8 protein-coding genes and 2 pseudogenes are annotated in these 10,259 nt (G+C 64.4%); 4 read left to right on the top strand and 6 right to left on the bottom strand.

All coding sequences use genetic code 11. The annotated features are described in order from the left end of the window. A pseudogene (locus DH10_RS16725) lies at positions 1-187 on the top strand (transcriptional regulator); the annotation flags it as partial. A gap of 238 nt (positions 188-425) precedes the next feature. On the opposite strand, the pseudogene ligD reads toward DH10_RS16725, so the two are convergent. From ligD to DH10_RS16710, 3 genes and pseudogenes are all read right to left on the bottom strand, one after another. Next, a pseudogene (gene ligD / locus DH10_RS16720) lies at positions 426-2,965 on the bottom strand (DNA ligase D). A 12-nt stretch (positions 2,966-2,977) separates the two neighbouring features. Continuing rightward, on the bottom strand, positions 2,978-3,862 hold the full coding sequence (gene ku / locus DH10_RS16715; RefSeq protein ID WP_192255203.1) for a non-homologous end joining protein Ku: 885 nt from the start codon (positions 3,860-3,862) through the stop codon (positions 2,978-2,980). 94 nt (positions 3,863-3,956) lie between these two features. Continuing rightward, complete coding sequence (locus tag DH10_RS16710; RefSeq protein ID WP_192255258.1) at positions 3,957-4,460, bottom strand: YciE/YciF ferroxidase family protein; 504 nt, start codon at positions 4,458-4,460, stop codon at positions 3,957-3,959. Between the two features lie 410 nt (positions 4,461-4,870). On the opposite strand from DH10_RS16710, the gene DH10_RS16705 reads away from it, so the two are divergent. Both DH10_RS16705 and DH10_RS16700 read left to right on the top strand, forming a co-directional pair. Next, a complete protein-coding gene (locus tag DH10_RS16705) occupies positions 4,871-5,017 on the top strand; it encodes a hypothetical protein (protein WP_192255201.1) in 147 nt (48 codons plus the stop codon). 196 nt (positions 5,018-5,213) lie between these two features. Continuing rightward, positions 5,214-5,663 carry a thiol-disulfide oxidoreductase DCC family protein gene (locus DH10_RS16700; protein WP_192255199.1) on the top strand — a complete coding sequence of 150 codons (450 nt, stop codon included), beginning with the start codon at positions 5,214-5,216 and terminating at the stop codon, positions 5,661-5,663. A gap of 128 nt (positions 5,664-5,791) precedes the next feature. Here the strand turns inward: DH10_RS16700 and DH10_RS16695 are convergent, their stop codons facing one another. The 3 genes from DH10_RS16695 to DH10_RS16685 form a co-directional block, all read right to left on the bottom strand. Further along, positions 5,792-6,169: a DUF1850 domain-containing protein gene (locus DH10_RS16695; protein WP_192255197.1), complete on the bottom strand. Its 378-nt coding sequence runs from the start codon at positions 6,167-6,169 to the stop codon at positions 5,792-5,794. Next, on the bottom strand, positions 6,166-8,262 hold the full coding sequence (locus DH10_RS16690; protein WP_192255195.1) for a TRAP transporter permease: 2,097 nt from the start codon (positions 8,260-8,262) through the stop codon (positions 6,166-6,168). The genes DH10_RS16695 and DH10_RS16690 overlap by 4 nt, the downstream gene beginning before the upstream one ends. A gap of 201 nt (positions 8,263-8,463) precedes the next feature. Next, positions 8,464-9,423 (bottom strand): TAXI family TRAP transporter solute-binding subunit, encoded by a 960-nt coding sequence (locus DH10_RS16685; protein WP_192255193.1) that lies wholly within the window; start codon positions 9,421-9,423, stop codon positions 8,464-8,466. A gap of 336 nt (positions 9,424-9,759) precedes the next feature. Here DH10_RS16685 and DH10_RS16680 point away from each other — a divergent pair, with 336 nt between their 5' ends. Further along, positions 9,760-10,122, top strand: a complete 363-nt coding sequence (locus tag DH10_RS16680) for a YciI family protein (RefSeq protein WP_126091024.1) — start codon at positions 9,760-9,762, stop codon at positions 10,120-10,122. Positions 10,123-10,259 lie beyond the last annotated feature (137 nt).

Genomic DNA, 10,259 nt, shown 5'->3' with positions numbered 1-10,259 from the left:
CAGGCGCCCCGTGTGCCGCGCCTGCCTCGACTGGAGCGTGCGGCGCTCGCACCTCGCCGGCGCGCTGGGCGCCGCCATCCTCGACAAGGTCATCGCCGAGAAATGGGCGCGGCGCGACAAGGACAGCCGTGCCGTGGTGTTCTCGCCGAAGGGTAAGCAGGAATTCGAGAGGGTGTTTCTGGCGTAGTGGGTTGCCGGCGATAGGTTCGCAACGTCGGCGGGACAGTACCCCCTCTGCCCTGCCGGGCATCTCCCCCGCAAGGGGGGGTTGAGCGCTCAGCCCTCTTCGCCAATCTTCGACGCTGGAAGAATGGCAGGGCGCCGGGACTGCTGATCTCCCCCCTTGCGGGGGAGATGGCCGGCCGGCAGGCCAGAGGGGGGTGTGAAGGAACGCGGCGCTGCCGGCTTCCTTTCGCGTGCAGAACTCACTCCCGCTTCAGCACCTTGCCCAGCTTGAAGAAATCCGCCCACGGGTCCGCCTTCTTCAGCTGCTTCAGTGTCGTCTCGTCGCCGAGCGGGAAGGCATTGGGCGCCAGACCTTTCTCGATTTCCGTCCAGGTCACCGGCATCGACACCGTCGCGCCCTTCTTGGCGCGCGAGGAGTAGGGCGCGACCGTGGTCGAGCCCCTGCCGTTGCGCAGATAGTCGACGAAGATTTTTCCCGTGCGCGCCTTCTTCGACAGGGTAGCCGTGTAGCGGTCCGGCTTGGCCTGTTCCAGGGCGCGAGCGAAATCATGGGCGAAGTCCTTGACCTCGTCCCAGTCCGCCGACGGCTTCAGCGGCACCAGCACGTGATAGCCCTTGCCGCCGGACGTCTTGACCAGGTTCGGCAGCGACAGCTCGTCGAGCTGCTTATGGATGTCGAGCGCCGCCTCGCGCACGCGGCGAGCGCCGCCTCGCGCACGCGGCTGACGTCGCCGCCTTCGTCTGGATCGAGGTCGAAGATGATCTGGTCCGGCTTTTCCAGCTCGTCGATGGTGGAGCCCCAGATATGGACCTCTACCACGCCATACTGAACAAGTGCCGCAAGCCCGTCGAAATCCTTGATGAACAGGATCTCCTCGCCGTCGGTCGGATCCTTCATCCTGGCGATCTTGTCGCTCATGCCGGGCGAGGCGTGTTTCTGGAAGAAGCGCTGGCCGTGGATGCCGTCGGGCGCCCGCACCAGGCTCAGCGGACGGTTGACGACGAACTGCTCTATGCGCGGCCAGACCAGCGCGTAGTGGTCGAGCAGGTCCTGCTTGGAGACCTTTTCGTCCGGCCACAGCAGCTTGTCGGGATGCGAGAGTTTTATTGAGGTCATCGCCGTTCCGGCCGAGGCCTTCGGCGCGGCCTTGTCGCCGCCCGATTTTGCTTCGGACCTCCCGTCGGTTTGTTTCGGCCTTTCCTGCACGACTTCCTCCGCCGGCTTGTCCTCGCGCAATCCCTGGAACGAGGCGTGGCGGATTATACGGTCGGATGTCCAGCTGCGGAACTCCACTTCGCCGACGAGCTCGGGCTTGACCCAGGTCAGGCCCTTGCCCTTCGGCACCGCTGCCGAGAAAGGCGACTGCTTCGCCTCAAGGCCGTCGAGCTTCTTCTTGAGACCGGCCATCACCTTGCCGGAAAAGCCGGTGCCGACGCGGCCGGCATAGTTGAGCTTGCCGCCTTCATAGTAGCCAACGAGCAGCGAGCGCAGGCCGCGTCCCGTCTTGTCCGAAGGCAGATAGCCGCCGATGACGAATTCCTGGCGCAGCGTGCATTTCGACTTGATCCAGGTGAGGCCACGCCCGCTGCGGTAGGGCGCGTCGGCGCGCTTCGACACCACGCCTTCGAGACCCATGCGGCAGACATGCTGCAGGATGACCTTGCCGGGTTCGGAAAAATGGTCGCTGAAACGCAGCGCCGAATTCTCCGGCTGGTCGCCGAGCAGTTCGGCCAGCGCCTGCTTGCGCTCGACCAGCGGCTCGCGGCGCAGATCCTTGCCGTCGAGCCACATCAGATCGAACACGTAGTAGATGATGCGGTCTGTGCGGCGGGCGGAGAGATCCGCCTGCAGCAGCGGAAAGGACGACACGCCGCTGTCGGCCAGCACGACGACCTCGCCGTCGATGATGGCATCGCGGCATTTGAGACCGGCGAGCGCGGCGGTGACCGGCCCGTCGAATTTGCCGGTCCAATCGAGGCCGGCTCTGGTGAGCAGCCTGACGTCGCTGCCAGCGATCTGCGCCTGCATGCGATAGCCGTCGAATTTTACTTCGTGCAGCCAGTCGTCGCCGGAGGGCGCGTTCCTTTCCAGCGTTGCAAGCTGCGGCTCGATGAATTCGAGCCGTTTGGCATGGCCGGCCTTGGCCTTGCGGGCGGCCGGTTTGTTGGAGTGCCAGACATTCGGCTTCTCACCCTTGGCCGCCTTGCCTTCGCCGACTTCTTCTATCGTGAGGCCCGACCTCACCGATTGCGGCTCGTCCTTGAGGATGTCCTCGCCAGGGCGGGCGGCGGCATCATCGGACTTGATCAGCAGCCAGTTGTCGCGCTTTTCGCCGGGCCTGGGCTTCAGCCTGACCAAGTGCCAGCGGCCATGCAATTTATGGCCTTCGAGTTCGAAATTGATGTGGCCTTTCTTCATGCCTTCGGCCGGGTCGCCTTCCGGAATCCATTTGCCGTCATCCCAGACGATGACCGAGCCGCCGCCATACTCGCCCTTCGGAATGGTGCCCTCGAAGGACGCATAGTCGATCGGGTGGTCCTCGACGTGAACGGCCAGCCGCTTCTCATGCGGATCGAGGCTCGGACCGCGCGTCACCGCCCAGCTCCACAGCACACCGTCATGCTCGAGCCGGAAATCGTAGTGGAGGCGGGTGGCGGCGTGCTTCTGGATGACGTAGATGCCGCCGGCCTCGCTCTTCTTGTGCCGCGGCACCTTGCCGGCCGGCTCGGCGGTTTTGCGGAAGTCGCGCTTGGCATGATATTGCTCGAGGCCGGCCATGGCATCCTGCTCCTATGCGGATCTGCGCCTTTTATGCTGATTGTGACCGGACGCGGAGGCCTTGGCCTTCGGCCGCGCCGACGGCGCCTTCGATGAAGGTTTGCCGGCTTTCCCACTGCCTTCCGCGTTCAGGCTCTTCTTCAGCGCGTCGAACAGGTTGACGACATTGGACGGCTTCGCCGGCGCCTTGGCCTTGGGCGCCTTCTTGCCGGCCTTCTTGGCGCGGATCAATTCGAGCAGCGCGTCCTCATAGCGGTCGTCGAACTTCGAGGGGTCGAACTTCGTCTTCTTGCTGTCGATGATGTGCTGTGCAAGATCGATCATCTCGTCATCGGTCTTGGTTGCCTTGATGTCGTCGAACACCGTGTCGGGCTGGCGCACCGTATTGTCGTAGCGCAGCGTCGTCAGCACCATGCCCTTGCCGAGCGGCTCGATCACCACCGGACGTTCCCGGTTGTAGAGCACGATGCGCGCGAGGCCGGCCATCTTCTTCGCCGCCATAGCGTCGCGGATGACGGCGAAGGCCTCTTCCGACACTTCGTCCGCCGGCGAGACATAGTAGGGCGTGTCGAGATAGATCTGCTCGATCGAGGATTTCTCGACGAAGCCGTCGAGGCTTAGCGTGTGCGAGGACTCGATCTCAACCGCCTCGATCTCGTCTTCCTCGATATGGACGAAGTCGCCGTCGCTCACCTCGTAGCCCTTGATCTCGTCGCCTTCCTCCAGCGGCTTGCCAGTTTCGGCGTCGACATAGATGCGTCTGACGGTGTTGCCGGTCTTGCGATTGAGGATGCGGAACGAAACCTTCTCGGCATGGGTGACGACGTTGGTCAGCTCGATGGCGCAAGTGACCAGCGACAGTTTCAGATAGCCCTTCCAGGCGGGGCGCGGTGCCATGGCGAACTCCTGCGCGCGAAGCGATTCCAACGGCAACGGACAGGGGCTCGCCTGGGTTCCGGCAAGCCGGGACCTGTCGTTGCAGCATTGCCCATCAGGCCGCCAGCAGATTGATCCTGCTTTCCGCAATCTCGGTGAGCTTGCGGTCGGTCGCCTGCTCTTCCTTGAGGTTCTTGGCCAACACGTTGGCGCAGTCGCTGCGGCCGAGCTGCTTGGCCCAGGCGATCAGCGTGCCGTAGCGCGTCATCTCGTAATGCTCGACCGCCTGCGCGCACGCGATCAACGCGGCGTCGAGAACCTCCTTGTCGTCGATATCGCCGCTCACCTCCTCGGCCTCCTCGAGAATGCCGTCGATGGCCGGGCAGTTGATGGCCTTGGCCTTGACGCCATGCAGCTCGAATACCTGCTCGACCCGATCGACATGGCCCTTGGTCTGCTCGAGGTGTTTTTCGAAGCTGGCCTTCAGCTGCGGATCGGTCGCCTCGGCGATCATCTTCGGCAGCATCCGCTCGATCTGCTTCTCGGCATAATAGATTTCGCGCAGCATATGGATGAAGAGGTCGTCCAGCGTCTTGATGTCTTTCGAAAAGAAACCCATGGCTTTGCCTTCCATTGCTTGTTCCGGGGCTTGTTCCGGGTTGGGGAATTCAATCGGCGGCGCGGCCGCCTTCCTCGGCGCCGCGCGGGCTTTGAGGGAATCAACGTGTCCCTTCCGGGCCGGTTCCTGACCTTTTCCGGACGAGCAATGAAATTTCCGGGCGCCGGCCGAACGTGAAACAGAACCGCGTCCAAGCGACATCCAGACGAAACATATGTGATGCAAAAGACACATGCGCCGGAAACGCGACAAAAGGCACCGAAAGACCGCGAATCAGCCGCATTCCAGCCACGAAGCAACGGGTTTCGGACCAGAAATTAACATCACGTTCACCGACTATTCACGCCTCGACGCTATGCTCTCGGACAATTCGGAAGGGACATCCGAAAACGGGACAGGGACCACGTAAAATGAACTTCTGGAACCACATCGCCGGCTATGCCGCCGCCATCCGCGAATTCGTCGCGCCGACCTATCGGCCCGAGCGCTACTACATGCGCGGTCCGGGTCCGGCCTGCGCGCGGCGCGGCACCTCGCTCGGCATCGGCACGAACTGATCGCCATGCTCGACAGCCGCCACAACAGCCGGATCTGCAAGCCGGCCGCCGACAACCGCGCCACGACCTACCGTGACGAGCGCCCCGCCGTCGCCGACGGCAGGCGTGCGACAACGCCGCGACTTTGACGCCGCCGCCGGCTGGCTTAGTGTCCCCTTAGTTTAGTGTACAGGGGACACAGATAGCCGGGGCCGACATGACCGAGCTGCCCGACCGGAATCGTCCGTCTCAATCCGAGTTCTTCGGCGCGACCCAGCCGCTGATCGTCTTCGACGGCGTCTGCGTGTTCTGCTCGGGATTCGTCCAACTGATCGTCAAGCTCGACCGCGGCAATCGGTTCCGCTTCGCCACGGCGCAATCGCCGTTCGGCGAGGCGTTGTTTCGCAAATACGGCCTGGCAACCAATAATTACGAAACCAATCTCGCCATCATCGACGGCGCGGCCTTCACGAAGCTCGACAGTTTCGTCGCCGTCATGGCCGCGCTCGGCTGGCCGTGGCGCGCCGCAAGGCTGCTGCTCGTCCTGCCGCGGCCGTTGCGCGACTGGCTCTACGACCGCGTCGCCAAGAACCGCTACGCGCTGTTCGGCAGGAAGGACAGCTGCGAAATCCCGTCCGCCGAACTGCGGCAACGGCTGATCGGCTAGTGAATGTCGCCGTCCGCCGAAACGGCGAACCGCTCCCTTTCTTTTGCTTTTACGCAATTGCGGGCGGCAAACCGTCACGCGCTTTTCCTGGGAACTGCCCGGCGCCGTCGTCGGCGGCTGGCCTTGCGCTATCGCGACTGGCTGGAGCCCTCGCAAGCTTCGAGCAGGATCGGCTCGCCCGCCGTCCTGCCGAGTTCGCGGCAGGATTGGGCGGTGCAAAGCGTCCAGCCTTCCCCGGTTGCGCCGGAGGCTGCCAACACCACGCGCGGCTGAGGCCTGATCCCGGGCGCATAGACCCACCAGCCGTTCCGCAGCACCGAGCCCTCGGGCGGCTCCATGCCGGCGCCGGAGCCCTTGACCCGCGCCTCGACGAGCTGAAGCCCGGCAGGCGTCACTTTCCAGTCTTCCTGCCAGCGCGTCCGTTCCACCGAATGCGTCCAGGACAGCGTGAAGGCGGCGACGGCAAGCGTCACCGTCTTGCCGGCTGCGAGGATGCAGAGACTCACGCAACATCCCTTGCGGATGCCTGACGCGCGCGCCAGCAGTGCCAGCCGATCCAGAGAAGCGCCAGCGCCCAGCCGGTTTCGTCGGTGAGCGGCAGCGCCGCGACCAGGAGCACGCCGGCTGCGAAGGCGACGAGGCGCTCCCACCAGGCCATGCGGCGGGCGAGGAAGCCGACGGCGGCGGCGCCCCAGAGCACGATGCCCATGCAGGCCTTGACGACGATGTAGGCGACCTCGACCGGGTAGCCGAACGAGGCGGCGATCGGGCCGGCATCCTGCAGCATCAGGGCTGGTGTATAGACAGCCATGAACGGCACGACGAAGCCTGCGATGGCGAGCTTGGTCGCCTGGATGCCGATCTTGAGACCGCTTTCCCTGGCCATGGGCGCCGCGGCGAAGGCGGCAAGCGCCACCGGCGGGGTCAGGTCGGCCATGATGCCGAAATAGAAGACGAACATGTGGCTGACGATGAGTGGCACGCCAAGCGACAGCAACGCCGGGCCGGCGAGCGAGGAGGTGATGATGTAGTTAGGGATGGTGGGGATGCCCATGCCGAGCACAAGGCAGGTGAGCATGGTGAGCACCAGCGACAGGAACAAATTGTTCTCGCCGATCGAGATGATCCAGCTGATGAAGGTTGAGGCGATGCCGGTCAGCGTCAGCGTGCCGATGACGATGCCGACGATGGCGCAGGCGATGCCGACCGGCAGCGCGTTCTTCGCCCCTTCGGCAAGCGAATCGACGCAGATGCGCAGCGTCTCGCGGCCGCCCTTGAAGGTGACGCAGGCGACGATGAGCGCCGCGATGACGAGGCCGAGAATGTTGACGCCGAACCGCATGAAGGAGGCGGCGGCAAGCCCAAGCGCCAGCCAGAAGACGACGCGGAAGGCGAACGGCCCGATCAAGGCCGCCAGCGGCGTGCCGAGGATCAGCACGATGGTCAGCGCCAGGCCCATGGTGCCGGCGAAGATCGGCGTGTAGCCGGCGAAGAGCAGGTAGACCAGCACGGCAAGCGGCAGCACCAGCGGCCAGTGCTGCCGCACCGCATCCCAGGGATTGGGCAGGTCGCCCTTGGCCATGCCGTGCAGGCCGGCCTTGCCGGCCTCCAGATGCACCTGCCAGAAACAGGCGCCGAAATAGAGCAGCGCCGGAATGATCGCCGCCTTGACCACTTCGGCGTAAGGGATGTTCAGCGTCTCGGCCATGATGAAGGCGACCGCGCCCATCACCGGCGGCATGATCTGGCCGCCCATCGAGGAGGTCGCCTCGACGGCGCCGGCAAAGGCCGAGCGGAAGCCGAAGCGTTTCATCAGCGGGATGGTGAACTGGCCGCTCGCCACGACATTGGCGACGCCCGAACCGGAGATGGTGCCCATCAGCGCCGAGGACAGCACGCAGACCTGCGCCGGGCCGCCGCGCCAGGAGCCGACCAGGCCGAGCGCGAAATCGTTGAACAGCGCGATCATGCCGGCGCGTTCGAGGAAGGCGGCGAAGACGACGAAGATGAAGATGTAGGCCGCCGAAACATAGACCGGCGTGCCGTAAATGCCTTCGGTGCCATAGGCGAAGGTGTCGACGAGCTGCGCGAAATCGTAGCCGCGATGGATGAAGGGCGGCGGCAGGTGATTGCCGACGAAGCAATAGGCGAGGAAGATGAAGGCGATGATTGCGAGCGGCAGGCCCATCAGCCGTCTAGCGGCTTCGAAGACGAGCACCACCAGCAGCGCGCCGACGATCAGGTCCGGCGTGGTGAGGAAGCCGGAGCGGCGAATGAGGTCGGCGTAGAAGACCCAGTTGTAGATGCCGGTGGCGAAGCCAAGCACGCCAAGCGTCCAGAATGCGGCTTTCGCCGCCGTGCCGGTGGCGCGCAGATTGGCGATCAGGCCGAAGCCGAGCAGCAGCAGGAAGCCGACATGCATGGCGCGCACCACCTGGCTTGGCAGGCTGCCATAGGCGGCGATGTAGATCTGGAAGACGGAAAAGGCGACGGCAATCAGGAAGGCCGCCTTGCCGGCGATGCCTTCGCCGAAGCCCGGCGGCAGGCCTTCGAGAGGCTCTTCGGCAGTTGGAGAAATAACGGTCGGCGTTTCAGTCATTGGCGGGCTCCTGACGGGCGCTCCCCTCCCCCTTGAGGGGAGGGTGGACAGCCGCCGAAGGCGGATGGACGGGTGGGGTCCTTGCGGCAGTGCGCGACTTTAACTGCCTCGACTTGACTGAAAGAGCCGGAGCGCGTCGAGGAGGACCCCACCCGGCCCTGCGGGCCACCCTCCCCTCAGAGGGGAGGGAAAACCAGCGCCTTAGTTCAGCAGCCCCTTCTCCTTGTAATACCGCTCCGCGCCGGGATGCAGCGGCACCGGCATGCCGTTCAACGCCTTGGCCGGATCGATCGCCTTGGCGGCGGCGTGGGCGGCGGCGAGCTGGTCGAGATGCTCGAACATCAGCTTGGTCATCTGATAGGCGGTGTCGTCGGAAACATCGACCCGGGTGACGAGGAAATTGCCGACCGCGGCGGTCGCGACATCCTCCGTCTGACCCTCATAGGTCCCCTTGGGAATGACCACCGACAGATAAGGCGAGCCGATCTTGGCGACGTCCTCGGCCGGCACGGCGACGACGTTGATCGGCACGGAGGTCGCGAGGTCGCGGATCGAGGCGACGCCGAGGCCCGCGGATTGCAGCGTGGCGTCGAGCTGGCGGTTCTTGATCAGCTCCACCGATTCGGCGAAGGGCAGATATTCGACGCGTCCGAGATCCTCGTATTTCAGCCCGGCGGCGGCAAAGATGGCGCGGGCGTTAAGCTCTGTGCCGGAGGCAGGCGCGCCGACCGACAGGCTCTTGCCCTTGAGGTCGGCCAGCGTCTTGATGCCGGACTCCTTGCTGGCGACGATCTGGATATAGTTGGGATAGATGGCGGCGATGCCGCGCAATTTGTCGAGCTTGCCGGGGAAACCGGCCTCGGTATTGCCTTCGGCGGCGAGCTTGACGGAATCGCCGAGCGCGAAGGCGATTTCGCCCTTGCCCTGCTGCAACAGGTTGAGGTTCTCGACCGAAGCCTTCGTTGCCTGCACCTGGGTGCGGGCTCCTTCGATACCCTTGCCGTAGATCTCGGACAGCGCGACGCCGAGCGGATAATAGACGCCCGACGTGCCGCCGGTCAGCACGTTGATGAATTCCTGTGCCCCGGCCGGCATGGCGCCGAGGCCGAGCGACAACGCCAAAACGCCGGCGGCAACAAATTTCGTCCTGAAATCGAGCATATGGTTTCCTCCTCCTGAAACGGTCGCGCCGCGCCGCCTCCTCGGCGCGAAGCTGGGAGTTTAGACAGGAGGCGCCAAATTCCAACCCGCAATTGCAGACCTTTCTGTTTGACCATGATCTTTTCCAAAAACCGGAATCCACTTTTTGCGTTCGCTGACCTTCGGTTCGGGATCATGGTCTAGACGAAGGGTTGAACCGATGAGGCAACGGCCGACGGCTTGCGCTCTCCTGCACAGGGGGCGAAAGATTTTTCTCAGCGCCTGTCGAAATCGGCCGTGGCCGCACGACATAGGTTGGCCCGCGACGACGCGGCCTTCGAGAAAACGGAGAAGACCATGCGATACATGCTTTTGATCTACAACGACGAAGCCGCAATGGCGAATGCGCCCCGCGACAAGACCGAGCAGACCCTGGCGGCCTATGGCGCCTATACCGAAGCCCTGAAGAAATCCGGCGCGTACCTCGCCGGCGAAAGGCTGCGCCCGACCCAGGCGGCCACCTCGATACGGCTGGCCAACGGCAAGACCAATGTGCTCGACGGCCCCTATGCGGATACCAAGGAGCAACTTGCCGGCTTCTACATGATCGAGGCGACCGACATAGACACGGCGATGGAATGGGGCGCGCGTTGCCCGGCAGCCAGCACCGGCACGGTCGAGGTGCGGCCGATCTGGGAAATGACCGACTACCTGTCCTAGACACGATCCCGTGACGGACAATCGCCCGGAGACGGCGCGGGCGGCGGCCGAGGCGGCCGCCCGACAAAGCTATGGCAAGCTGGTCGCCTATCTCGCGGCCCGCATGCGCGACGTCGCCGGCGCCGAGGATGCGCTGG

Source organism: Mesorhizobium silamurunense, from assembly GCF_014843825.1.
In the GTDB taxonomy this organism is placed as follows: domain Bacteria; phylum Pseudomonadota; class Alphaproteobacteria; order Rhizobiales; family Rhizobiaceae; genus Mesorhizobium; species Mesorhizobium silamurunense.
This window is presented reverse-complemented; position numbering and strand designations above follow the sequence as displayed.

What these genes read in the sequence shown, in the direction of transcription:
- ku (WP_192255203.1), bottom strand. Translation starts at nt 3,862, where the DNA reads ATGGCACCGCGCCCCGCCTGGAAGGGCTATCTGAAACTGTCGCTGGTC.
- DH10_RS16710 (WP_192255258.1), bottom strand. Translation starts at nt 4,460, where the DNA reads ATGGGTTTCTTTTCGAAAGACATCAAGACGCTGGACGACCTCTTCATC.
- DH10_RS16705 (WP_192255201.1), top strand. Translation starts at nt 4,871, where the DNA reads ATGAACTTCTGGAACCACATCGCCGGCTATGCCGCCGCCATCCGCGAA.
- DH10_RS16700 (WP_192255199.1), top strand. Translation starts at nt 5,214, where the DNA reads ATGACCGAGCTGCCCGACCGGAATCGTCCGTCTCAATCCGAGTTCTTC.
- DH10_RS16690 (WP_192255195.1), bottom strand. Translation starts at nt 8,262, where the DNA reads ATGACTGAAACGCCGACCGTTATTTCTCCAACTGCCGAAGAGCCTCTC.
- DH10_RS16685 (WP_192255193.1), bottom strand. Translation starts at nt 9,423, where the DNA reads ATGCTCGATTTCAGGACGAAATTTGTTGCCGCCGGCGTTTTGGCGTTG.
- DH10_RS16680 (WP_126091024.1), top strand. Translation starts at nt 9,760, where the DNA reads ATGCGATACATGCTTTTGATCTACAACGACGAAGCCGCAATGGCGAAT.